24 protein-coding genes and 1 tRNA gene are annotated in these 24,662 nt (G+C 41.4%); 9 read left to right on the plus strand and 16 right to left on the minus strand.

The annotated features are described in order from the left end of the window. Positions 1-223 precede the first annotated feature (223 nt). From V7K35_RS02250 to V7K35_RS02275, 6 genes are all read right to left on the minus strand, one after another. Entirely contained in the window at positions 224-646 is a 423-nt protein-coding gene (locus V7K35_RS02250) for a type II toxin-antitoxin system VapC family toxin (protein WP_335076009.1), read from the minus strand. Further along, positions 643-894: a hypothetical protein gene (locus tag V7K35_RS02255; protein WP_335076011.1), complete on the minus strand. Its 252-nt coding sequence runs from the start codon at positions 892-894 to the stop codon at positions 643-645. Before V7K35_RS02255 ends, V7K35_RS02250 begins: the two co-directional genes overlap by 4 nt. Before the next feature lie 438 nt (positions 895-1,332). Continuing rightward, positions 1,333-1,572, minus strand: a complete 240-nt coding sequence (locus V7K35_RS02260; RefSeq protein WP_273766307.1) for a hypothetical protein — start codon at positions 1,570-1,572, stop codon at positions 1,333-1,335. Between the two features lie 205 nt (positions 1,573-1,777). Continuing rightward, positions 1,778-2,761 (minus strand): polysaccharide deacetylase family protein, encoded by a 984-nt coding sequence (locus V7K35_RS02265; RefSeq protein WP_335076013.1) that lies wholly within the window; start codon positions 2,759-2,761, stop codon positions 1,778-1,780. Between the two features lie 333 nt (positions 2,762-3,094). Then, positions 3,095-3,985 carry an aspartoacylase gene (locus tag V7K35_RS02270; RefSeq protein WP_335076015.1) on the minus strand — a complete coding sequence of 297 codons (891 nt, stop codon included), beginning with the start codon at positions 3,983-3,985 and terminating at the stop codon, positions 3,095-3,097. A gap of 114 nt (positions 3,986-4,099) precedes the next feature. Continuing rightward, complete coding sequence (locus V7K35_RS02275) at positions 4,100-5,149, minus strand: glutathione S-transferase family protein (protein WP_335076017.1); 1,050 nt, start codon at positions 5,147-5,149, stop codon at positions 4,100-4,102. Between V7K35_RS02275 and V7K35_RS02280 the strand changes: the two genes are divergently transcribed. The 3 genes from V7K35_RS02280 to V7K35_RS02290 all read left to right on the plus strand — a co-directional run bounded on the left by V7K35_RS02280 (position 5,148) and on the right by V7K35_RS02290 (position 8,670). After that, positions 5,148-5,354 (plus strand): hypothetical protein, encoded by a 207-nt coding sequence (locus V7K35_RS02280; protein ID WP_335076019.1) that lies wholly within the window; start codon positions 5,148-5,150, stop codon positions 5,352-5,354. The two genes, V7K35_RS02275 and V7K35_RS02280, sit on opposite strands and share 2 nt — an antisense overlap. 492 nt (positions 5,355-5,846) lie before the next feature. Then, entirely contained in the window at positions 5,847-7,334 is a 1,488-nt protein-coding gene (locus V7K35_RS02285) for a galactose oxidase-like domain-containing protein (protein ID WP_335076021.1), read from the plus strand. Between the two features lie 214 nt (positions 7,335-7,548). Beyond that, positions 7,549-8,670 (plus strand): hypothetical protein, encoded by a 1,122-nt coding sequence (locus V7K35_RS02290; protein ID WP_335076023.1) that lies wholly within the window; start codon positions 7,549-7,551, stop codon positions 8,668-8,670. A 137-nt stretch (positions 8,671-8,807) separates the two neighbouring features. Here the strand turns inward: V7K35_RS02290 and rbsK are convergent, their stop codons facing one another. From rbsK to V7K35_RS02305, 3 genes are all read right to left on the minus strand, one after another. Next, a complete protein-coding gene (rbsK, locus tag V7K35_RS02295; RefSeq protein WP_335076024.1) occupies positions 8,808-9,740 on the minus strand; it encodes a ribokinase in 933 nt (310 codons plus the stop codon). Positions 9,741-9,928: 188 nt separating this feature from the next. Continuing rightward, entirely contained in the window at positions 9,929-11,236 is a 1,308-nt protein-coding gene (locus V7K35_RS02300) for an Nramp family divalent metal transporter (protein WP_335076026.1), read from the minus strand. Between the two features lie 255 nt (positions 11,237-11,491). After that, the gene (locus tag V7K35_RS02305) at positions 11,492-13,174 is read right to left on the minus strand and encodes a SulP family inorganic anion transporter (protein WP_335076028.1); all 1,683 of its coding nucleotides are present in this window, start codon (positions 13,172-13,174) and stop codon (positions 11,492-11,494) included. Positions 13,175-13,625: 451 nt separating this feature from the next. On the opposite strand from V7K35_RS02305, the gene V7K35_RS02310 reads away from it, so the two are divergent. Both V7K35_RS02310 and ccmS read left to right on the plus strand, forming a co-directional pair. Beyond that, positions 13,626-15,434 (plus strand): ABC transporter ATP-binding protein, encoded by a 1,809-nt coding sequence (locus V7K35_RS02310; protein ID WP_335076030.1) that lies wholly within the window; start codon positions 13,626-13,628, stop codon positions 15,432-15,434. Positions 15,435-15,473: 39 nt separating this feature from the next. Further along, a complete protein-coding gene (ccmS, locus tag V7K35_RS02315; protein ID WP_335076031.1) occupies positions 15,474-15,902 on the plus strand; it encodes a beta-carboxysome assembly chaperone CcmS in 429 nt (142 codons plus the stop codon). A gap of 65 nt (positions 15,903-15,967) precedes the next feature. On the opposite strand, the gene V7K35_RS29580 is transcribed toward ccmS, so the two are convergent. Together V7K35_RS29580 and V7K35_RS02320 are read right to left on the minus strand one after the other, a co-directional pair. After that, positions 15,968-16,135 (minus strand): hypothetical protein, encoded by a 168-nt coding sequence (locus V7K35_RS29580; protein ID WP_442939668.1) that lies wholly within the window; start codon positions 16,133-16,135, stop codon positions 15,968-15,970. Further along, entirely contained in the window at positions 16,060-16,449 is a 390-nt protein-coding gene (locus V7K35_RS02320) for a hypothetical protein (protein WP_335076033.1), read from the minus strand. Before V7K35_RS02320 ends, V7K35_RS29580 begins: the two co-directional genes overlap by 76 nt. 431 nt (positions 16,450-16,880) lie before the next feature. Between V7K35_RS02320 and V7K35_RS02325 the strand changes: the two genes are divergently transcribed. Beyond that, positions 16,881-17,711, plus strand: a complete 831-nt coding sequence (locus tag V7K35_RS02325) for a metallophosphoesterase (RefSeq protein ID WP_335076035.1) — start codon at positions 16,881-16,883, stop codon at positions 17,709-17,711. Positions 17,712-17,928: 217 nt separating this feature from the next. Then, positions 17,929-18,762 carry a metallophosphoesterase gene (locus tag V7K35_RS02330; protein WP_335076037.1) on the plus strand — a complete coding sequence of 278 codons (834 nt, stop codon included), beginning with the start codon at positions 17,929-17,931 and terminating at the stop codon, positions 18,760-18,762. 652 nt (positions 18,763-19,414) lie between these two features. On the opposite strand, the gene V7K35_RS02335 is transcribed toward V7K35_RS02330, so the two are convergent. The 3 genes from V7K35_RS02335 to V7K35_RS02345 form a co-directional block, all read right to left on the minus strand. Beyond that, entirely contained in the window at positions 19,415-20,188 is a 774-nt protein-coding gene (locus V7K35_RS02335; RefSeq protein WP_335076039.1) for a hypothetical protein, read from the minus strand. A gap of 288 nt (positions 20,189-20,476) precedes the next feature. Next, on the minus strand, positions 20,477-21,934 hold the full coding sequence (locus V7K35_RS02340) for a DnaJ domain-containing protein (RefSeq protein WP_335076041.1): 1,458 nt from the start codon (positions 21,932-21,934) through the stop codon (positions 20,477-20,479). Positions 21,935-22,082: 148 nt separating this feature from the next. Next, entirely contained in the window at positions 22,083-22,694 is a 612-nt protein-coding gene (locus V7K35_RS02345; protein ID WP_335076043.1) for a J domain-containing protein, read from the minus strand. A gap of 29 nt (positions 22,695-22,723) precedes the next feature. Between V7K35_RS02345 and V7K35_RS02350 the strand changes: the two genes are divergently transcribed. Beyond that, positions 22,724-23,821, plus strand: coding sequence for a tocopherol cyclase family protein (locus V7K35_RS02350; protein ID WP_335076045.1), 1,098 nt, complete (start codon positions 22,724-22,726; stop codon positions 23,819-23,821). A 33-nt stretch (positions 23,822-23,854) separates the two neighbouring features. Continuing rightward, a tRNA-Arg gene (locus V7K35_RS02355) sits at positions 23,855-23,928 on the plus strand. A 210-nt stretch (positions 23,929-24,138) separates the two neighbouring features. Here V7K35_RS02355 and V7K35_RS02360 read toward each other — a convergent pair. Beyond that, positions 24,139-24,381 carry a DUF5615 family PIN-like protein gene (locus V7K35_RS02360; protein WP_335076047.1) on the minus strand — a complete coding sequence of 81 codons (243 nt, stop codon included), beginning with the start codon at positions 24,379-24,381 and terminating at the stop codon, positions 24,139-24,141. Continuing rightward, positions 24,378-24,608 carry a DUF433 domain-containing protein gene (locus V7K35_RS02365; RefSeq protein ID WP_196515002.1) on the minus strand — a complete coding sequence of 77 codons (231 nt, stop codon included), beginning with the start codon at positions 24,606-24,608 and terminating at the stop codon, positions 24,378-24,380. Before V7K35_RS02365 ends, V7K35_RS02360 begins: the two co-directional genes overlap by 4 nt. Positions 24,609-24,662: the final 54 nt, after the last annotated feature.

Raw genomic sequence — 24,662 nt, forward strand, 5'->3', positions numbered from 1 at the left:
TAACTTCTTTGCATCCAAAGCCAGATATCGATTCAGTCCGTTGCAGCGAAGTGTTAGCATAGTTAGACAATTGGCTTGGCCACAGTCACCACGCTACCAAAACCAGTTTAGGTGCGATCACTTTTAACTAAAAACCCTACTAGAATGCTTCTACAGCAAGCTTTAATCCAAACAATGCCTTGCAATTAACCAAAATCCCTATTAAGGATTGAAACTTGTAGGCTCACAGTTCTTCTGGCATAATCACAGAAATTAATTGATTCCGATTCTTCCTATAAATCCTAAAATCACTATCAAATGTGAGCAATTCACGAGGAGGATACAGTTCTGCCATCCTCACCAAACAGGCATCCGCTAACGACATCGGTACAGACTGATAACGCAGCATCAACTCATAAACCGCTCCAGCTTCTTCACTCAAGCTCAACGGGAGATGGATAATTCCCTTTTGTACAAAAGAAATTACTGCTGCTTCTCCTCCATAAACATTCTGTAAGAGAAAACAAGCCTCTGTAACTACCGCTTCACAAGTTAACAAAGGTGGTTCAATCTGTCCAAACTGATTTGTCACCCATTTATGAAACTGCTCTCTCCGATTGACTAAAGCTACTAATGGGCCTGTATCTAGCAGTACCGATTGCTTCATTCTGTTAATGGTCTTTTAAGGTACTCCTTGTTTGTCGAGAGATCCCCAGGGCCAGAATCCACGCAGCCAACTAAGTCTCCTGCTGCTTCTAAAGCAGACATTGGCGTGCCATCATGGTGCTTAAACTCCACTGTTGGTGATTTCAATTGCAGAAATTCTACAAAGTGAAGTACTTGCTGCTGCTGTTCTCTTGATAAAGTAAGAACCTTTTGGGCAATAATTTGCTCTAGACCAATTGCTCTCGTCACCAGTCTTTCCTCCAGTCCCATCACTTCAAGTCTAATCCAACTGCCTCAGTCACACAGAAACTAACAGAGCGTTGAAAATTTTGAGATGACTAGCTTTTGTCAATAATAAGACTTACGCACACTCTACGAATTCTCGGCGCTCTTGGCGTCTTGGCGGTTCGATAAATTAAGCTTTTTAGTAATTTTTGCGTAAGTCCTAAATAAAACAACGTAAGTGACCAAAAAACTGATTATTTCGTTCACCAATCCAGGCGATTAACCCAGACTTATGAATAAGACACATAGCAAACCTACTTACATAGATTATATTGTTAAACTTCCTGAGCGATCCCTGAAGGAGTTTTGTCGCTGGGTCTAAGTGGATGCACTGGCTAATGAGTATTAGTACATAAATTTGGTCTAACCCAGTACGCCGAGTTAGTGATAGGTAGTTCATGCTCAATCTTCACGCCGTAACTGCCATGCTGCACCGCAAGCCGCCCCAGCCCCTGCTAATAATCCGGTACTCATTCCTTGGATAGTTTTTTGGATTGGATCTTGGATTAAACAGTCACTTGTAACCTTACTGTCTTCCAAGCAGAGACTACTTTCTGCCCAACCGGCAGTACCTCCTAAAATTACACCAGTTATACTACAGGAAATAACTAGCAGCAAAAGACGCTGGGTTTTTCTAACCATAGATAGATGTGTCAAATATTAAAAATAGTGAGCAACTCTCAATTACTTTACACACTCTTGCTAGCAAATGTCAGCTGCTTTAAAGAGAACTGGTTGCTATTTAAAACCTTGACAAGTCTTAAAAATCTGATTGGACATCGCAAAAGTTAATTTTGCCTGTAATTAAGGATATAAATTACACTGGTAAATCGTATAGGTCATATTTTTACCTCTTTTGAGGTACTAATACAGGTAGTTGACGGACGCCTGCTACGAATTTGGCGTGTTGTCCAACAGTCAAAACATTGAACTGACTGGATATCAGTTCCAAACTTTTGTTTACTACTGCTAGCTTTTTGTAGGTGGGAACGCTCATTCCAGGGAAGAATGATAGTTCTGGCACATCCTCTTGACTTAAAAAGTCTGTAGGATGGAGTAGCAAAGAAGGCTGGACGCGTGTTATTTTACACAGCCACAGGGCAATTCGCAGGTAGAGCAACGCCACTTCCGAAGAAAATGTACTTAGATACATTATGTAACTGAAGTGAATTGGCACCTTAAAAATTGGCATTGTGGTAACGGGAATCTCAGTCAGTTTATACTTACCCATGTGCCACTGGTAAGCTTTCAAAGGCTGCAAACCGTCTTTGAAACCACCAAATAAGGCTTCCCTTTTCTTGCGTTCTTCCTTGCTCAGTTTACAAGTCATCAAATAATACGCTCGTGCTATGGGCCCCAAAAATGTGGGAAAAGTCGAAGCATCATATTCGTATCCCCGTCGTGCTAAAACTCTCAATACGGCAGGAGAAAAACTGTATCCAGGCCCTCGGAAGCCAATAGGATGTTGATGAGTGACGCGCTTGATATGTTCTTCAGCCAAAGCCACCTCTTGTTCAATCTCATCCTCTGAATACAGATGTAGCCAAGGATCATGATAAAATGAATGATTGCCAATTTCATGACCAGCGCTAGCGATCGCTTCTAATGCCTTGGTGTTCTTTTCCAACGCTGCATCCTGACCCACAATGAATACTGTGATTGTCAAATCCCATTGCTGGAGAATATCTAAGAAACGAGGGACTGCAATATCTAAGTAAGAGGGAAAAGTCTCCCAACCCAAAGCGCCCTGATTTTTTAGATAAGACCAAATATTATCTAAGTCTAAAGAAAGACTGGCTATTGGTTTGTTTCTTGGTCGCTTCGTTTTCATTATGAGTTTAAGTATTTGGACGATTTTAAGCGTAAATTTAAGTAAGTCTTAGGAACACGGATTTAATCTTCAGCAAGTTTAGTAAAATGTGTTATTACGGGGAGTCCGACACCGAAAGTATTGAGATGGTGCGTTATATATTAGACTAACGCACCATACTAAAAAGAAATTTTGGATTTTGTTTAATCCACATTCTTTAGCAATGTCTATGACAGGCTATTGGGCGGCGCACCAGCTACAGGACTTATAAATTAGGATCAGCATATTTTCTACATTACGATGTTCAATTTATATCATCACTTTCAATAAAAAGCGATTATACAAAAAATTTTCTCAACATTCTAAAATATTGATTTGCTGCCTTTGAGTCAAACACATTGCAATTCCCTTTTCGTAGTAAGCTGCCTCATTAATAAAAATCGGCCAAACGGTAGATGTCCCTTCATAAACAATTGTTTTATCATCAAAAGTTAAAAATATTGGCTCTCTTGGGTTCAAGGCTTGATAATCTTTGTCCTGAAGTTCTGGATGAATCATCCCAAAGATTGTTCCATCCGGTTTTTTTGGATAGTCCACAACTGATAAATGGTCATAAAGAATTAACGTTTCCTTAGTTGATGGAATTTCACCCAGATTAAACCTTTCTAGATAGTCGAGAATCCTATAAACAAGTTCCTGCGTTTGTTGGAATAGCGTCGCTTTTAAGATACCTTGGGCAATGGGGCCAACCTCGATCGCAAAGCCTAGTTCACACAGAGAGTTTACAAATGGGTTTTCTTCAACTGATTTGAAAGAGCAGCGATAAACCCTAACCAAAGGATTAATCTGGCTCAAATAAGCAGCCAATTTCAAGTTTAAGGGATGACTGTTTACCAAAATAATTGTCAGACCCATATTAGCTGTAGTGCTGTGCAAGTCTAAAATGAAATCTGCTTTATCTACAGTTGATGCTAGTCTATTTTGGATTGATTTAGCTTGCAATTCTTCATAACTGCTCAGAGTCGGATCTTGTAAATCTTGTTTGAGAAAACAGCGATTTAAATCCTTCTCTATATATCGCCTCCCCACCCCAAAAGCGTTAGGATTTGCTAACAGAGTAACTGTCTCAAAACTTGGTCTAGTAATCAAGTCGGGAAACTGGGCAAATTTTTGGATTAAGTAGGCCCCCGTAAACTCATTGCCATGAGTTCCACCGACAATTGCAACTCGATTAATCTGGTTCACGATTACACCAACTTTGGAATGCAGCCATTGAGGTATCAGTTTTCAATCTACCTTATGAGGCATTCACCGAAACAGCGCTAAGTGGGAAGATTCATAAGTACTACTTACTCAGCCCTACTGAATATTGCCAATGCGATCGCGACCATGTGGTTGATCAAGATAAGACATATCAGGCCCATCAGGAATGATCCCGCCTGGATTGAGTGGGAATAAGTTACCGTAGTAGTCCCGCTTCACACTCTCTACATCGCAGGTGTCAGCTACACCTGGAAGCTGATATAGATCACGTAAGTAAGCTCCAAGATTCTGATAGTCTCGAATTCGCTGCCTATTGCACTTAAACAACCCATAGTAGGCACTATCAAACCGAAATAACGTGGTGAATAAACGAACATCTGCAAGTGTGAGATTGTCCCCACACAGATATCGATTATTCTGCAATGCTATGTCAATCTCATCAAGAGTTGCGAACAGTTCATTACAGGCTTGATTGTATGCTGACTGGGTTTGGGCAAAACCGCAGCGATACACACCGTTATTTACCGCGTGATAAATCTTTTCATTCCACCAGTCAATCTTTTCTTTAAGTGCTTCTGGGTAGAGATCGAGTGGAGGATTATTGGCAAACTCGTTAAACTGAGAGTTCAGCATGATGATAATCTCTGAACTCTCATTATTGACGATAGTTTTTGTTTGGTTATCCCATAAAATTGGAACTGTAGAGCGTCCACTGTAACCAGGTTCTGCCAGCTGATAAAATTCAGCCAGTGTGTTACAACCTTCTTCTTCCTCGTTGAATATCCAACCGCCTTCAATGGGAGAAGGAGAGACGATACATATTGATATTACCGCTTCGAGTTTTTTGAGCGATCGCACTACCAAGGTTCGGTGCGCCCAAGGACAGCCCAGCCCAACATAGAGTTTGTAGCGTCCTTCTGCTGGTGGGTGTAGATTTCCCTCTTCTTTACCGATGAACTTCCGAAACTGGCTATGAGGACGAATATACGCTCCCGACTGATTGCTAGGAGCAAGCTTTGACATCATGATCTGCCACATACTCGTCCAAACAAACTTTCCCAGCCAGATGATCAGCTTGGGAGGGAGTGTCTTGCCCTTTTTCTTCGGGAGATTTTTCTCGTTATCCATTGGAGTTGAGTTGCTCATGGCAACAATCTTGCTTTGGGAGCGATTGACGTTACCAGTGTTTCTCCTAAGTAGGTTTCCATGCTTACAACCCACTCTGAGTTTTACTACTTTACTTTACTACGCTTTGCCTGGACTTTGTATCATGCTGATTGCGAAAAATTTCTTAGCTAATCGTCTCAAAGGAGCGATCGCAGCCAAAAGCGATCGCCACATCTCAAACTGAGTCTAAGCATTACTTCCTAAAAAACCTACTTTCCCCAATTTAATTCATGTATCTGCTGTAAAGAATTATCAATTAATTTAGCAAAGGTCTTAATGCGGATGTCGTGAGCCTCTTAATTATTTTAAATTTTGTGTATAACAATATATCAGTATTCAAATTTAAGATTATTAACCATTTATCAATAAGTGATAGTGTTTAAAACCTAGTAATAAATCGAGGTCGGAAACACAATTTTTAAGCCAGCGAGCGCATCGTATTTAAAAGCATCGTTCAGTCTTACCTCAAAACCCAGGACAAAGGTTAATCAGATACTCGATAGCATGGATGATTGACAGTGTAATTACTATTGATTAAACAGATTTAACACTATCTTGTTATAAAACACATCACATCTTAACATTAAATGAGCCTAAAAAAGGATAAGTATAATAGTAAAATTACTGAAAGAAATAACAAAAACATCAAACTTACATAGGAATAATTGTAAATAAAGTGACTCAACCTAATAAGAAGACTGACCTTCAAGAGAAAACGGATGTAGGGACTTTCATCGCTCAGGCTACTACCACAGACAAATGGCAAGTATTGTCGTACAGTTCTCCAATCCTACCTATGCATGCCGCTCTACTTCGTACAGGTAAAGTATTCTTTTTCTGCGGTTCGGGTAATGATCCGGCTCGGTTAAATACTCCTTATGACAGTGTGGTTTGGGATGTGACTAAAGGAACCTTTTCCCGTCAAGCGCCTCCATTGGATGATAATAATCAACCCATTGACCTTTTTTGCGCTGGTCAGTCCTTCCGTTCTGAGGGTCTGTTAATGGTTGCGGGTGGAACTCTGCGCTATGACCCATTTTGTGGTTCACCCTCTGCTCTGATGTTTGATCCCATTACCGAAAAATGGGTCAAGAAGCCATCAATGAATAATGGCCGCTGGTATCCTACTGTGTTAACACTAGGCAGCGGTCGGATCTTTGCACTGTCTGGACCGGATAAAGATGGCAAGCTCAACAGACAACCAGAAATTTATTCTGTTACATTTCCAAATGGTTGGAACGCTTTTCCAGTAACTAGTTCCTTCCCCCAATACGCAAATCTATTTTTACTAAGTAATGGAAACATTTTTTATTCAGGTGCTCAGATGGGCGGCAACTATGGAGTAGCGCCAACGATACTAACCGTGCCAGGAACATTTACGCAAACCATGACAGAAAAAGTGGTGACAGGACTGCAAAACTCAGGTTCCTGTAACCAAGCTACCAGTGTGCTTTTACCACCAGCACAAGACCAAAAAGTCATGATTATCGGTGGGGGTGATAATACTACAGCAACAAACAGGGTAAATATTGTAGATTTAAAAGCTACTAACCCAACTTACGTAGCAGCTAAGTCTTTAAACTATGCTCGGATGCATCTGAACGCAGTTTTGTTGCCCGATCGCACAGTGTTTGTTTGTAATGGTAGCAAAATGAGTGAAGACACAAAACAATCAATGCTGCCAGCAGAAATCTACAATCCAGCCACAAATACCTGGACAGTAGTAGCTAAACAAAATATCCCCCGCGTATATCACTCAGTGGCCTTGCTCCTGCCAGATGGTAGGGTAGCCACAGCTGGAGGTAACCCCGCGCGGACTGTCAATGAACTGCGATTAGAAATTTACAGTCCTGCGTATATGTCGCGGTCACGACCAATCATTCAGAGCGCTCCTCAAACATTGAGCTACGGGCTGCAATTTACGATTCAGACACCCCAGGCTGGGAATATTAAATGGGTTAGTCTGATTAGACCAACGGCAAACACTCATTCCTGCGATACAGAACAAAGGTTAGTGGATCTACCGATTAATTCTCGGAACGCCACTTCTCTCAATGTCACGGTAACAAACAATCGAAACATAGCGCCACCAGGCTGGTATATGCTTTTTATTACTGACAATAATGGAACACCATCAGTAGCAACCTGGACGCGATTATTTTAGCCTTAGAGGATATTTTAAAAGGGTCTTTTGCTCTCCTAGTTAACACGGCAAGGTATCTCAGTACATGGCTAAAACCTTGATTTATCATCGAAGTTAACCCAAGTGAGAACAGCAAAATTATAGCTTTTAGGACTTTTAAAATATCCTCTAACACGTTAATGTTCAATCCACTGCATTTTACTCAATAAAAGTCATTAATTCTAGGAGTAGAAATATGAATTACAAGGTATCACGTCGAAAGTTTGGCCAGTTGGCACTTGCTGGAACTATAGTCTCTGGACTGAGTTATCTAACTAATAAAGCCTTGGCGCAAACACCAAGTTTTAAAATTATAGGTATAGGTTCTGGCTCTATCATCAGCACTGACCAAACGGCTATTCCAGAGGTAAACACCACTGAATTAGACAGCACTGCCTCAGACGATGTAGTCACAGATGTTAAGCCTGTAGGGCTAGGACTAGTTTTAGAATCCTTTGGTTTGCAATCCTTAAATACAGGAAAGGTTCAGCTTGTAAGTCCACTAATCTCTCAGATACTTGCCCAGCACGGTACAACTTTAGTAAAGTCTAATGATGCATTGAATGTCTTGACTTCTATAAGCGATGGCACACTTACCGATCGCATTACAGATTTGACTAACGGGATATTAAGTGGCATCGCTCCTTCAAGTAATGGCACACTTAGCGATCGCATTAAACCTTTAGTAGAGGCTAACGAGACATTGAGTGGTTTCACTTCTTTAAGCGATGGCACACTTGTTGTAGCCGTTACTCCTGTTAGCGCTAGTAGAAGAGAGAGGACACCGACTCGCATTACATTTTTGAGTACGCCTGTAAAAACTTTGATAGTCTCAGGACTTAAACAGAGTCAACAGCTTGGGAGCCTGGTAGGCACTAATGATGGGCGACTCATCGGTCTAGTAAATAAGAAGAACGGTACACCGCCGATCAAATTGGTAGATATTGACCTTCAAACAGGAGAGATCAGTGTTATTAGTAAAGTAAAATTCCTGAATGATGAGCGAGTCAGCAATCTAGCTGAATCCCCAGATGGAAAACTTTATACGTCTTTAGTTGGAGCAGGTGGTGAAACAACTCTGGTGCAGCTAGATTCAAATCAAAAAAATCCGATCAGACTGGCACAATTGAAACTTAATGGTAAAGCATGGAATAACGGCTTACAAAGCTTAGTTTGCTCTGCAACAGGTCAACTGATCGCTTTTGGAGCGCTGAGGTATGAGACACCTAATGTTGTGTATAGCGTAGATAAAAACAGTGGAAACATGACTCGGCTACAAGACTTTAACGCTGCTCAGATTACGCTTGCTCGTGGGTAGAAAAGATTGAGCCGATATCTAGCAAAAAAGTGCCAAGCCCTCATCTTGCCTTGAGGGCTTTTTATTGGCATTAATTGGTACACCTTATTATTAAAAAGATTTGAATATTTTAATTGATTGACAAAAGACGCTTGATTCTAACTTTTCACAGATGCCCTTTCCTTAAGAAACGCATCAAATGTAAACCTATCCGGTAGCGAAGTTTGTGCGCCTGGTTTTGTTGTCGCCAAAGCACCTGCTGCTGCACCCCAAACAACTGCCTGATGTAAAGAAAGTCCTTCAAAAAGTGCTGCCGTTAAGCCGCCATTAAAAGCATCGCCAGCAGCTACTGTGTCAATCGCATGAACTGGAAACGCTGGTACAAAAAACTTTTCCTCAGCAGTGGCACAAAAAACACCTTTAGCACCCAGTTTAACGATCACACATTTCACACCCCGTTCTAATAAAACTCCAGCTGCTTTGGCTGCAAGTTCTTCTCCATCCACACGAAAACCCACTAACTGCGCGGCTTCAACTTCATTCGGTGTGATAATGTCCACTAACGGGTAAAGTTCATCTGGGAAATCAAATTGTGCGGGTGCAGGGTCGAGAATTACGGTTATTTTGGTTTTTCTTGCGGCTTTAGCGGCTGCAACCACGGCAGGAATCGGAATTTCTAATTGTAAAAGCAGTGCTGTAGCTTCTGGTAATAAATGGGACAATCGTTCTACATCTTCTTGATTGACACACTTATTTGCACCAGGAATTACAATAATTTGATTTTCCCCAGCATAATTTACGGCGATGATGGCAACTCCAGAACTAACAGTCTTATCCACGAAAATATTGTCAATCTGCACACCAGATGCTTGCAAATTGTTGACAAGTTCCACACCAAAACTGTCTGCACCTACACGCCCCACCATTTGGGTAGGAATTCCCAATCTTGCTAATGCTACGGCTTGATTAGCTCCTTTACCTCCTGAAACTTGAAAAAAGTCTTTTCCTAGCAACGTTTCTCCTGCGACTGGCAACCGGGGTGCTGTAGCTACCAAGTCTATATTTATGCTGCCGAAGACGATAATGCTCATAATGGCAATAGTAGAGGTGGAATATTTGCGATCCCATTTTTTGATTTTGACGGGAATATTATTTGGTATGATAAAAAAATAATTTTGTTACTGAGTTAAATCTAAATCACTTGGAGCAATTAAATTTCTCTGAACCTGATTTGCAAGGAAAGCGGGTTTGTTAACGCTTTACTGGGAACTTGGAATAGTCATCCCAAAATACTTTGTAATAGCAACCAAACATTTAAACCTACGATCACAATAGCAACTAACCAGGCTAAAGATTTTAACCACAAGGGATTCACAAACTCACCCATCAAGCGGCGATTACTTGTAAATATCACCAATGGAATCACTGCAAACGGTAACTGTAAGCTGAGAATAACTTGACTGAGAACTATGAGCCTACTTGTACTCTTTTCACCAAAAAGAATGATTGTAATTAACGCTGGAATAATGGCAAGCAAACGGGTTATTAAACGGCGTAACCAAGACGGAAAGCGAAATTGTAAAAAGCCTTCCATAACAATTTGTCCTGCCAGAGTTGCAGTCAGCGTTGAACTTTGCCCAGAAGCAAGTAAAGCGATGCCAAAAATAGCACTAGCAGCACTAACTCCTAATAATGGTGAAAGTAATTTATAAGCATCTTGAATTTCTGCCACATTCTGATTACCAGAAAAATGAAATGTTGCAGCAGATATAATTAAAATCGCTGAGTTGATAAACAGTGCTAATGACAAAGCAAAAGTTGAATCAATTGTGCTAAACTTAATAGCTTCCCATCTTTTTTCACTATTAGGTTGCCAATCACGGGTTTGCACAATTGAGGAGTGTAAATATAAATTGTGAGGCATGACTGTTGCCCCCAAAATGCCGATAGCAATGTAGAGCATTTCTGGATTTTGCAAAATTTCTCTATTGGGCAGATATCCCAACAAAATCCCCCCGATATCAGGGCGGGAAAACAGAATTTCTGCTGTAAAACAGATACCTACTGTTGCCACCAGCATTATTACCAGGGCTTCTGTATAGCGAAAGCCTTTATGTTGCAGAAATAGCAATACCAGGACATCCAGCGCTGTGATGCAAACACCCCATATCAAGGGAATACCGAATAAAAGTTGCAGTGCGATCGCACTTCCCAATAGTTCTGCTAAGTCACAAGCGGCGATCGCAATCTCACACAGTACCCACAAACAAAAGCTTACCCTTCGACTGAAATAGTCCCGACAAGCCTGTGCCAAATCTCGCCCCGTAGCAACTCCCAAACGTACACACAAAGCTTGCAGTAATATCGCCATCAAGTTAGACAGCAGGATCACTGTTAACAGAGTATAACCAAACTTTGACCCACCAGCAATGTCTGTTGCCCAGTTTCCAGGGTCTATGTATCCGACTGAAACCAAATACCCTGGCCCTGCATAAGCAAACATCTTGCGCCAAAAGCCGCTGCTGTTAGGCACTCTAATACTGCGGTGAACCTCTGGTAAGCTAGGTTTGTTTTCTGGGGGAGTCATTTACTTTACCGTTAAATCTTCTCATATTGTTTTCATAATGTCATAAAATATAGAATAAACATCAACCTTTAGGCAAGTATGGATGTTGTATTACCTCAGTACATTATTATCAATACTCCCAACAGCACAATGTGTCAGCCTAACGGTTCTGATTGGGTAATCTAATCACACACCCTAATCTAAAAACAATCATAAGTATTAGGTTTTAGTTGTGATTACAGGTATCTATTTTGCTCTTTTGATGGCAAAATATTGTCATTCATTTAATTCCATCAATTCTTTGGTTTTCAAATCAGCTGCGACAGGTTGAGAACATCCTTCAATCTGAGGAGAGATAGAGCAAATTGCATCTGTCGTTGTTTCAAAACAATTTGATAACCCAATTGTTTTTAACAATCCTGAACGTTCTAGTAGTTGTTTTACTTCGAGTTGTAAACCTGTGAGAATTAAGCGGCAATCGTGCCGTTCCAAGTCGTGGTAAATATCCTCTAAGGCTACTAACCCAGTTGTGTCCATATTTGGCACATACCGCAACCTGAGAATTAAATACTTCACTTCCGGTTGATGGCGGACGAAGGTAACAAAACGTTCCGCAGCACCAAAAAATACGGGGCCATCTACCCGATAAACGGCAATTTCCCTACCTAATTCTAGAGGCGTACCAGGGGGAAATACTTCGGTTTCAGGTATTTTGACTAGGCTTAAATCACTCATCTGTTTGATGAACAAGGCTCCGGCTGCAATCAATCCCACTTCTACAGCCAGAACTAAGTCAAACAAGATTGTCACTAGCCAGGTGAGAATCATCACCGCAAAGTCGGAGTAGGTAGCACGCATCAATAAACCAATGGCTTTCCACTCAATCATCCGCACGCTAACTACCATCAAAATCCCAGCAAGTGCTGCTAAAGGAATCTGTGCTGCTAGGGGTGCTAAAGTTAAAATAAAAATGGCTAAGGCAACGCCGTGAATTACCCCAGATAGTCGGGTTTTAGCGCCAGAACGGACATTGATAACAGTCCGAGCGATCGCACCTGTTGCGGGGATGCCACCAAAAAATGGCACAATAATATTTGCCAATCCTTGACCAATTAATTCGCGATCGCTATTGTGTTTTTCGCTCACCGTCATCCCATCAGCCACTACTGCCGATAGCAACGATTCAATACTTCCTAGTGCTGCTAAAGCCAAAGCGGGATTAATCAGTTCCCGAATCAACCTAAAATTATTCCAGTGGGGGATACCGTGGGGCATCGGTAAAGATTGGGGAATGCTGCCAATTGTGGGTACAGCCAGATGGAAATAAGCAGTGATCGCTGTTGCCAACACCAATCCCATTAAAGAACCTGGGATTGTAGAATTTATATTGGGCCACAAAACTGTGGTTGCAATCACCACCATTGCCAACCCAACAGCAGCCCAGTTTAGAGCTTCTACATGACTTAGACTTTGCCAAACTCCTGGTAAAAAATGTTCGCTACGCGGTAGTTGTAAACCAAAAAAATTATTTAATTGACCACAAAATATAATCACGGCAGTACCATTGGTAAAGCCTGCCGTCACTGGATAGGGAATAAACTTCACTAGCTGTCCCAGTTTGGCAACCCCCAAGGCAATCTGGATAATCCCAGCCATCACCCCAGCAATCCAAACTTTCTCAATGCCGTACTTGGCGACAATTGCCACCAAAATCACAGCCATTGCACCTGTTGGGCCTGTAATCTGGACTGAGGAACCACCAAAAATTGCCGCGACAATTCCCGCCACGATAGCCGTGTAAAGTCCAGCTTTTGGTTCTACTCCACTTGCCACCGCAAAGGCTAAAGCTAAAGGCAAGGCTACCACTGCTGCCGTCAGTCCTCCTGTCAAATCCCCACGCAGTCCACTAAATAAGCTACCCAGACGCTGTGGTTCTTGGAGGATATCAGATATTGCCATATTCCATTTCAACTCTTATAGACAATTTATTGATAGACAGATAGATGTCATATGATATCTGGGCAATTAAGCATAATACCCGGAACCTCAAAGAGCCTGGAGGGAAAAGTTCCTTTATTATAGATATCTCTGAAAAAAGTCAAAATTATATTGTTATTAACTTGTATCGTGCTGTCTTGAAGAATCCGCCCGTTTTAATTTCAGATGAAGCTACCTTGGCAGTGGTTAATGAGAAAATGTTTTAAAAGTCCCGGAAGGTATAATTTTGTTGTTCTTCACGGGATTAAGCACGACGAAAAATTAAGGTTTTAGTCATATACTGAGATACTTCGCTGTGCTAACTATAAGATTAAAGACTTTTTTAAAACATCCTCTAAGTCTTTAATCTTCAGACTCAGGACTCAGGACTTTGTTCTGTGGTAATATCAACTGCACGAAACCGCAAAAAGCCGTGGCTACCGTATTAAAATCTCATCGGGTATCAAGAAGGCGTAAACATTCAAAGTATCCTCTCCAGCGTTTGCTGGAGTATGGACACCAGTATCGTAAACAAATTTGGCTGGCGATTACTTATTCTACCCTCAATAAATTTTTCGACTTGGCACCACCCGGCTTAATTGGCGTCGCGGTGGATGTGGTAGTCAAGCAGCAGGATTCTATAATTGCCCAGTTAGGGGTACGCGATGTCTTTGGACAATTTTTGATTATTTCCTTCCTGACTGTGATCATTTGGATACTAGAATCTGTTTTTGAGTACGCCTACGCTCGACTTTGGCGGAATTTGGCTCAGAATATCCAGCATGACTTGCGTTTGGATGCATACAAACATTTGCAAGAGTTGGAATTGGCTTATTTTGAAGAACGCAGCACTGGCGGTTTAATGTCTATTCTCAGTGATGATATTAACCAATTAGAGCGGTTTTTGGATGGGGGAGCAAATGATATTATCCAAGTTTCCGCAACTGTTGTAATTATTGGCGCTGCTTTTTTCATTTTGGCTCCTGATGTGGCGTGGATGGCTTTGTCACCAATGCCATTTATCCTCTGGGGTTCCTTTGCCTACCAACGACTACTTGCACCTCGCTACGCTGATGTCCGGGAAAAGGTAGGTTTCCTAAATTCGCGTTTGTCAAACAATATCAGCGGAATTACTACTATTAAAAGTTTCACCGCCGAAACTTATGAAGCCTCTCGTTTGGAATTAGATAGTGACGCTTATCGCCGCAGTAATAGCAAGGCAATTATTCTTTCTGCTGCTTTTGTACCGTTAATTCGGATGCTGATTTTGGTGGGGTTCACGGCATTACTGTTATATGGCGGGATGGCAGCAGTTTCTGGAAGAATGTCTGTAGGTACTTACAGCGTATTAGTGTTTTTAATCCAGCGTTTGCTGTGGCCTTTAACAAGATTAGGGGAAACTTTTGACCAATATCAAAGGGCAATGGCTTCGACTAATCGAGTCATGAATTTGTTAGATACTCCCATCACTATTCATACAGGTGATGTATCGTTACCTGTGGATAAAGTGCGTGGTGAAGTGCAATTTAAAGATGTTCATTTTGCCTATAAAGATAGATTTCCAGTTATTAAAAATCTGTCTTTGGATATTCCGGCGGGGAAAACCATTGCAATTGTAGGTTCAACGGGTTCTGGTAAAAGCACTTTAGTCAAACTTTTGTTGCGGTTATACGAAGTGCAAACTGGAAGCATTACTCTCGATGGCATTGACTTACAAAGTTTGAATTTACAAGATTTACGCCGCTGTATTGGTTTGGTGAGTCAAGATGTCTTTCTATTTCATGGCACTATAGCAGAGAATATTGCTTATGGCAGCTTTGAGACTACAGAGCAAGAAATTATCACGGCGGCGAAGATAGCCGAGGCGCACGAATTTATTATTAACCTGCCCCAAGGTTATGAGACAATTGTGGGGGAAAGAGGACAAAAGTTATCTGGTGGACAAAGACAACGGATTGCGATCGCTCGTGCAGTTCTCAAAAATCCTCCGATTCTGATTTTAGATGAAGCTACCTCGGCAGTGGATAATGAGACAGAAGCGGCAATCCAGCGATCGCTCGATCGGATTACAGTTGATAGAACTACAATTGCGATAGCTCATCGTCTTTCAACCATTCGCAATGCCGATTGCATTTATGTCATGGAACATGGGAAATTAGTAGAGTCGGGAACCCATGAGCAATTGCTGGAGAAAGATGGGATTTATTCCGGCCTCTGGCGTGTACAGTCAGGTTTGAGATAACTTTTGCCCAAACTTTTGTGTCTTCATTACGAATTATTTATGTTTTTTGGTAATAGTCAACCAGAATCAGGTGATACTAAGTGGCGTCACCAGTTGGATAGGTTTGTGAAAGCAAATCAGCAAGAATTGGCGGCGCTTTTTTGGGGATTGTGGTTAGCAAATGGTGACAGTCAAGGTACTGTTGGTATTGATTTGCAACCAACGCCGCATTTTGTTTATTGTCCGAAAGAGCAGATAGAGAATTTAAATAATAAGGTTGATAATCGGCTTCAGGAAATTTTGGGAATTGTCGAGAATCACAAGCCGGAAGTGGAAGTTGTGATGATTGGGATTGGGAAGGGGGAAATTAAGTTAATTCAGTTTGTACCGGAACCAGCACCACCGATTTGTTTTGAGAAAGCTGTGAAGGATGTGGATGGGTTATTGGATGTGTTGGAGGAGAGGATGAGGGAGGGGATTGTTTTTTAACGCAAAGGGACGCGGAGGGAAGCGCAGAGGTACGCAAAGGAAGATAAGAATTCTGCGCTTGTTGTTTAGTTGATTGCTTTGTGGAAATCTGGATAAGTTAGATTTTTGGCACAATGCCAGATAATGTTAAATACGGCTTCGTAGCGATATGTATTGTTTATGTAAAACTTCTGTGGGTTAATTCCAAAGTTTTTCTGGCTGTCTTCACCAATGGTTTTGGTAGTATCTGCCAATCTCGTTTATCTTGCCGAAAATAGGCATAACTCCATTTGAGTAGTTGTTCTACAATTGCATCACCCAAACTACATTCTGGGAACTGGGATAAAGCCTCAGCCGTCAAAAAATAGGCGCGATACTGATAAGAATCGCCGCAGCCGTCATCAAAATCTATTAAAGCTTGGATAAAATCTTCTTTTTGCTGCTTATCTACATCCTTTTGGCTGAACCAGTGGAGAATCTCTGCTTTCCACTCCGGCTCAAAGATGCGGTAAGTGCCTTGATTTAGATTGCTGCGATCGTGGTTAAAGAAATACTGCCAATCATGCATTGCCTCCTACCCACTTCGAGATATGGGACGGAAGGGACTTAAATGAATATTGCTACATCAGTTGGCTTTTTGTCAAGTCTACATGTGATGAGTATCTGTAAAGTTTTCTCCCTTATAATTCAAAAAAAGCAGCTAGCGAAATGTGAAAAAACTCCGTGAACAAACCCTCACTGTAGAGTTTATTTAGATACGTAATATCAATCACTCTTGTTCATAATCGCAGGGTTGAATCTATATCTCCCCTCTTAAGAGAAAGACACTATACTCTGACATAAATCAACAGCAAAGTGATAAATCATTTAAATAAGTATAAATACGCTAAAATATACGGCTTTCATGAAATTTTCAAGAAGTTGCATTGGTTACTACTTACAATCCGATAATTTTTAGTTAAGCTGTAAGCGCTATGATTGAGCTTTATTGAACGTCTTATGCATTGGTTGTTATCTGGACCGTTGAGTACAGAGAAATTGACGGTTAAGATTGCAGGGTTGCCTGCATCGTTACAAGGTAAGAAGCTGGTGCAGTTGTCAGATTTTCACTACGATGGTTTGCGGCTGTCGGAAGACATGTTAGAAAAAGCGATCGCAGCTACTAACGAAGCTGAACCAGATTTAATTCTATTAACTGGTGACTACGTAACTGACGAGCCGACGCCGATTCACCAACTGGTACTTCGACTGAAACATCTCCAAAGTCGCAGTGGTATCTATGCTATTCTTGGCAATCACGATATATATTACAAACACGCAAAAGCAGAAGTTACAGATGCCCTTACTAGCATTGGAATTCATGTCCTTTGGAACGAAATTGCCTATCCATTAGGAAAAGAATTGCCACTCGTGGGACTGGCGGATAGTTGGTCACGGGAATTCCACCCCGCACTAGTCATGAATCAACTAAACCCCGATATACCCTGCATCGTTTTATCCCACAACCCTGATACTGCGGAGATACTGCAAGCATGGCGAGTTGATTTACAATTATCTGGTCATACTCATGGTGGTCAAATAGTGATTCCCGGAATTGGCCCTGCAACCTTGTTTTACGAAAAGGTTGTAAAAAAAATACCTAGAAAAGTGCGGCGTCTAGTCCCATTTTTAGAAGTAAATGTTTCTGTAGTCAGCCATTGGGAATGGGCACAGGGTTTGCATCGGCTAGGAAAAAATCAGTTATATGTGAATCGTGGTTTGGGAACTTACCTCCCAGGACGCTTATTTTGCCGCCCAGAAGTTACTATAATCACCCTACAATGTGAATGAGAAGGCAGGAGGTGGTCACTGACTTGTACTGAGGGAACGCAAGAGCGTCTCGTAGAGAAGTGCAGCAGGGAAAACCCCGAACTAAATTCAGTGATTTCAAATAAATCAATTAGTTAATTGTATCTGGGGTATAAGACATAAATTATTGCAGTTTCTCAAGTTACATTTTGATTTTTGGTAAGCTGTAAGCGCTGGTATGAGGGGTATCGGTTGTCTTATGCATTGGTTGTTTACAGGACATTTAAGAGTAGATAAAATCACGGTTAAGATTGCAGAACTTCCTGCATCTTTACAAGGAACAACGTTAGTGCAGTTGTCAGATTTTCACTACGATGGTTTGCGGCTGTCGGAAGATATGTTAGAAAAAGCGATCGCATTTACTAACGAAGCTGAACCAGATTTAATTCTATTAACTGGTGATTACGTAACTGACGATCCGACGCCGATTCACCAACTGGTGCTTCGACTCAAACATTTGCAAAGTCGCTGTGGTATCTACGCCGTACTTGGTAATCACGATATCTATTACAGCCACTCCAAAGCAGAAGTTACACAGGCGTTAACTAGCATAGGGGTACATGTGCTTTGGAATGAAATCGCCTATCCACTAGGAAAAGAATTACCATTAGTAGGACTAGCTGATTATTGGTCACGGGAATTCCACCCTGCACCAGTCATGAATCAACTAAACTCCGTTACACCCCGTATCGTTTTATCCCATAACCCAGATACAGCGAAGATATTGCAACAATGGCGCGTAGATTTGCAACTCTCTGGTCATACCCACGGCGGTCACATCGTTATTCCGGGCATCGGCCCTGTAGTATTCTATTATAAAAAGCTCCTCAAACAAATTCCCAAAAAATTACGGCGTTGGGTAATATTTTTCCTGGGAGACTGTTCTAAAGTAGTGCGATATTGGGAGTGGGCGCAAGGGTTTCACAGGGTGCAAGAAAATCAACTATATGTCAATCGTGGTTTAGGAACTTATAAACCAGGACGTTTATTTTGTCCGCCAGAAGTGACTGTAATTACCTTAATTAGTCATTAATAATTCTGAACTTGTTTAGCTAATTCAAAGCAGAAACCGCCTGAAGCTACGATGGATAAATATTAGCAGCCTGGGGCGGTTTCTTGAAGATTGGATAATTCAGAAGTAACTATAGCAAGGGACTGGGGACTAGGGACTGGGGACTGGGTGAAAAGCCTTTTTGTGTCTAAGTTTTATCATCTGTTAATGTCCTAACCACCTTGGCTGTTGCATAACTTAAACTTTGGTGGATAGTATTGGTGTTGGCGTAGCCCGTCGTAGACATCGCTTTACTCAGAATTGCACATCCTTATATTCCAACTAAGCAGGTATTTTCTGGCTGTGCTTTGTAAGAACCTCCAAAACAACTCATTGAACTTAAGGCAAAAACACATTTAATGGATGCCACAACTTCGGAGCGATCGCAATATCATTAGAGCAGGAGGCACAAGCTCTAACTTGAAGGTTTTTGTTTAACTTTTAACCTGTTTGTACCTTTTGTACGTTGCTCTTAATTTAGCATTCTGTTTGTTCAGCTATAAGACACGTTTACTAAACTTGAATACCATTAATTTATTGCAACAATTTATAAATATTGCTTAAAAATTGTCCCACTTGCTATATGTTGGCGTTAATGCCAGCATTATCAAGTGGGCTAAAAATTCAGAAGCCGTTATTGAGCAGAACCGCGTGTAGTAGGATCATCTACGGTAGAAGAACCGCTATTAGATTTATTGTTTGACTTGTCTACTCCTTCAGGTGGAGTAGTTTTAGAGGTATCACTTTTTGTACCTGGAGCGACAGTAGTAGTAGAAGTATCGCCCTTGTTCTGCGAAGTCGGAGTATTACTCGTTGAACTCGTTGGGCTTTGTGTGGCTTTGGGGGTTGGCTGGGTTGCAGAAGGTGCTTTTTGTGCCGCAGGCTGCTGGGGTGGAATAGTAATGTTAATATCTGGTTGGCGAGGTGCAGATGGAGGTATAACCTGCTGTTGTGGAACAGGAACAGGAACAGCAACAGGCACAGGTACTTCCCTAGTTCTTTCGATTATCGTCGTTTGTGGTCGAGGAGCAACACTGGGGGTTGGACTGCTCTTACTTGGTACAGGAACCACGACCGGCACAGTATTGTTAACGGCTGCGTTATTCTGCTGGTTGAAGTACCAGACCCCACCTATAACCAAACTAAGCAAGGAAGTAATAATAACACCCAACAGCAAACCACCACTAGCATTGTTATTGTCACGCTCGGCTAAATCAGCTTGCTGATTGCTACGCTCAGTATTTCGACCTTCTACGTAACCCTTACTATAAGAGTTGGGATTGTCTGTGCTGTTCTTGACTGTTTCAGTAGTTCGCGTCAAGTCAGTGTGAGTATTACCATTTATATCAGTGTAAGATTCTTGTTTAACTTCACTGTTTTTCCTTTCGTGTTCATTGGGAATGGACATAGCTGTTGATTTAACTCCTCAGATAAGATATTGACAAACTAAAGCTTTGTAATAACAAGAGGTTTTTATGAGTTGAAAAATGTATGTTGCTGATAAATATTGAGTTTTATTTGCTACCCAACTGTTGGTAATTCTCAGGATAACCTCTGTGATTAGCAAGTGGCTCTATCTCTAGGGAGTTAATACTCAATCAAAAGAAAGAGTACCTCCAGAGATAGATGTTATTAAATTGTCAGGTGATTCATTGATAAAAAATTTACTAAAATCATCTAAATTTTTAATTTGTCGTTAGACATCGCAGCGCCAAATTTTAATTGTCATGTCTCGACTACCACTAGCTAGGGTTTTGCCATCGGGACTGAAAGCGACAGAGTTAACCCAATCCGAATGGTTATCCAAAGTGTAAAGATTTTGTCCAGTGCTAACATTCCATAGCTTCACAGTATAATCTGCACTACCACTTGCAAGATGCTGACCATCAGGGCTAAAAGCTACAGACCAAACATAACTATGATGTCCCGCAACTGTGTTAATTAGCTTACCTGTACTGATGTTCCATAACTTGATAGTCTGGTCATAACTACCACTAGCTAAAATTTGCCCATCAGGGCTAATGGCAACACAAGTTACCCAACCTGAATGCCCGTTGAGAGTTTGCAGCAGTTTTCTACTCTTCAAATTCCACAACTTAATGGTATTGTCTGCACTACCACTAATTAAAATCTGCCGCTTTGGGCAAATAGCAAGGGAGTAGACCAAGTAGGAATGACTTTTGAGGACGTGCAACAATTGTCCCATGCCTATATGGGAAATCTTGATAGTAGTGTCTCTACCGCCACTGAGGACAGTTTGACCATCCGGACTAATGATTACAGAAAAAACTGGGGTTGAATGTACTTTGAGGGTGCTGAGTAACTTACCTGTAGATACTTGCCAAATCATCATGCTGTTGTCATCACTTCCACTAACCAGAGTTTGGCTATCTGGGCTGTAGGCGAGGCATCTTACCCATTTTGTATGACCAGTGAGAGTATGTAGCAATTTCCCTGTGCCGAGATGCCAAATTTTGATAGTCTTATCAGTACTTCCACTAGCCAGAGTTTGCCCATCTGGACTAATTACAGTAGTAAAAACCCAGTTTAGATGACTCAGAGTGTGTACACATTTCCACGGTGAAGGTTGAGGTTGTGGTTCAGGTGGCTTTGGCGGTGGTGATGCAGGTTTGGGCGGCGTTGGTGGCTTTGGTGGTGGTGATGAAGGTTTAGGCGATACTTTTTTTTGTTTCAGTTCCAGTTCTGCGGCATTTTTAAAATCAGACCAAGCTCTATTTTCATATCCTAGTTTTGAGCAAGCAAGCCCTCGGTATTTGTAAGCTTCAACGTAGTTAGGGCTGAGACGAATCGCTTGGCTAAAGTCTTCAATTGCTTCAGTATATTTTCCTCTTTGAGCTTTCTCCATGCCCCGTTTATAGAAACTTTCAGCATTGAATGTAGTGAAATCAATTTTGGTAGAAGTAGAAGCAGATTGATTTATATCATTTGGCTGAGAAGATTTTAACCTTGCATAAGCTTGATTAATTTCTTTGATTTTTTCTTCTGCTTCTAGCTTTTGCTGCGGTTCGAGAAAACAATCTGGATGCCAAGTCTTAGCCATCTGACGGTAAGCTTGCTTGACCTCATCGACAGATGCACCTGGTTTTAACCCCAGAATATTGTAAACATGATTTATATCAAAGCGATCGCTCATACTAAGAAATCAGCAGCAAATCAAACTTTACTTAGTATTCCCAAGCATAAGTATTATCTAACTCAAGTTATGGTGTCGCCGTCTGAAGCAACACGCACTCTTGGGCACAGCATTGCTGTGCCCCTACGAATGATATATATTCCGCTTTTTATCTCGAACGCCGATTTAGCCGCAGTAAACTTTTTATCCCTTGACAAAATCTTTTTACTAGAGGTCTAGGCTTTGATACAGGTATAGGTGAGCGTGATGTACGTGCAGCCCCCGGATTTGTTAACTCTTGTTCTATTTGTGCAGCTTTATTTAAATCTGAAGCGGCTCTATATTCGTATCCTAGTTGAGAGCAAACTAGCCCACGATATTTATATGCGTCAATATAGTGAGGATTGAGACGAATCGCGTGGGTAAAATCTGCGATCGCATCTTCATATCTTCCTTCTGTAGCATTCTCTACTCCCCAACTATAAAAAGTTTCTGCATCCCAACGATTGACAGATATTTTTGTGGGATTTGTAGGCGAAGATGAAGATGGGTTTTCAGGAGTAGGAGGCTCGGATGAACTTTCAGATTTGAGCTTGTTGTAAGCTGCGTTGATTGATTTGATTTTTTCCTCAGCTTCCTGTTTTTGCTTTTGCTCAAGAAAGCGATCGGGATGCCAAATTTTTACCAGTTGACGGTAAGCTCGCTTCACTTGTGCTTGTGATGCACCAGTTTTCAGCCCAAGAATTTCATAAGCATGATTGAGATCGAAGTCATCGCGCATACTGAAAAAATCGGCAACTATATAAATCTATGTTAACTATTCCCCTAAATCTCTTTCAATCAAACCAAACACCGCATTCTGGCTATCACTGGGATGGCAGTAGTCGCCGCTTCTTTGAAGGCTGGTATTACCGCATCACGTTACCGGAAATTGGGCAAACATTCGCCTTTATGTACTCCATCGAAGACCCCATCGGCGGTAAACCCTATAGTGGCGGTGCAGCCCAAATCCTCGGCCCGGATGATGAGTATTTATGCCGGACTTTTCCTGATGTGAACAAATTTTGGGGTAGTCGAGATGTCCTGGGTTTAGGTCATTGGGGTAAAACGGATTTGCAAGTTTCTCCCCTATACCTTTTACCAGCAGAGTTTGAGCATCATGTTCAGGAAGGATATCAAGCCACAGCTACCTTGAATCAGGGAATTATTCGCGATCGCGCCACCAATAATTATTGCCGTTGGGAATATGAAATTCAACCAGTATATGCTTGGGGTAATAAAAATAGCATTCAGCAATCAACCGCAGGCTGGCTCTCATTCTCTCAGATTTTTGAACCCGGATGGCAAATTTTAATGGCTCACGGTTTAGCCAGTGGGAAGATTGACTGGAATGGCAAAATCTACGAATTCACCAACGCCCCAGCCTACGGTGAGAAAAATTGGGGTGGTGCTTTTCCCCAAAAATGGTTTTGGATAAATTGTAATTACTTTGAAGGCGAACCCGACTTAGCATTAACTGCTGGCGGTGGACGGCGGGGTGTGCTGTGGTGGATGGAATCTGTAGCGATGATTGGGTTGCACTATCAAGGCAAGTTTTATGAATTTGTTCCCTGGAATTCACAAGTAGACTGGAAAATTCAGCCTTGGGGTAGATGGCAAATGAAAGCTACCAACTCTAACTATGAAATTGAATTAACAGGAACTACGGATTTGCCTGGTACACCTCTGCGTGCCCCTACAGAGGAAGGTTTAAAATACTGTTGCCGAGACACCATGCAAGGAAAGCTAAATTTAGAGTTACGAGAATTAAATGGCAGTAAATCTAAAATAATCCTGAAAGCAGAAAGTTTTCTCTGTGGTTTAGAAGTAGGCGGCGGCTCTTGGGATAATTTTTGGCAGTCTCGCTAAAATTACTGCTATGATTATATATGCTTCATAGTTGGGGTTGTAGCTCAGTTGGATAGAGCGGACGCCTCCTAAGCGTCAGGTCGTGCGTTCGAGCCGCACCAGTCCCGTAAGCAGAAAAAATCCCTAAGACCTTGACTAATAGTCGGTCATAGGGATTTTATTTTTTACCATAGTCCCTGGAAAACGCCTTTTTTAATTTTTTTAGATCACCTTATTTTACGAATGCGAATACTTTTAGATGAAATAACAGTAAAAGCTCCTAATAATTCATTTGCATGTTCATTAATGGCATTAGCAATAATTTCTGCTCTATCATTTCAAGATAAACCGAATAACCGAATTAACACCACACCTGCCGCAATTCGACGCAAACGGAAAACTAACTCACCAAAATCTTTATCTGATGTCAACAAAATTGCACTTTCATTATTAGCCAAGTTCAAAACTTGATCGTCAGGAATTCCTGGTTGCATTTCCACAACATACAAAACTTCGTGACCATCTAGCCGCAGACGTTCAACAATTTGCCAATCTAAATTTTCGTCTCCTAAAAACTTCAAGAAGCTTTCTCAATCGTTGGATAAACCACATCGTAACGCAAAGCTTGAGCCGCAAATGCCAAAGCTGCTTTAATTCCTTCATCACTAAGTCGCGGATGCGCTTCTAATATTTGCTGAGGTGTTTCACCAGCAGCAAGCTTTTCGAGAATTAATTCAACCGTAATACGAGTTCCTGAAATGACAGGTTTGCCCATCATTATTTTTGGATCGGATACGATTTTTTGCATGAGTTAGGATTATTTGGATAAATAATTAATTTAATACAGCACTTCCCGCGGCTA

Source organism: Nostoc sp., from assembly GCF_036917275.1.
Classification (GTDB): Bacteria; Cyanobacteriota; Cyanobacteriia; order Cyanobacteriales; family Nostocaceae; genus Nostoc.